The following is a 256-nucleotide window of genomic DNA, read 5'->3' on the forward strand; positions in this document are numbered from 1 at the left end:
GTCGGGGTCCCGGCTAAATACAGATGTCGGGGTTGAGGTTGGTTCTGGGTGTGGTTGTTTCGCAGTCCTTTATATCTATCTGGAGGGGGTTTTTAGCACCGAGCCTCCCTGGTTGCGGTGAGTCCCCATTACCGCCGCATTCAAGTCCTCGAGCGTCACTTCGCGCTGCTTCCGTGCGCCAGGCAATGGTTTCGGTTTGCGTACCGCGGCGCCGCGATTGGTGCGGGATGGCGAGCCTGATACGCGACGGTTATCG

Annotated in this window: 1 pseudogene; it reads right to left on the reverse strand. The window is 59.4% G+C overall.

The features are described 5' to 3' along the window. Nucleotides 1-75: 75 nt before the first annotated feature. Nucleotides 76-256: pseudogene (locus tag AB3X98_RS42180) on the reverse strand (ISNCY family transposase); the annotation flags it as partial.

The sequence above is a fragment of the Paraburkholderia sp. BR14312 genome (assembly GCF_040948675.1).
Lineage (GTDB): Bacteria > Pseudomonadota > Gammaproteobacteria > Burkholderiales > Burkholderiaceae > Paraburkholderia > Paraburkholderia nodosa_A.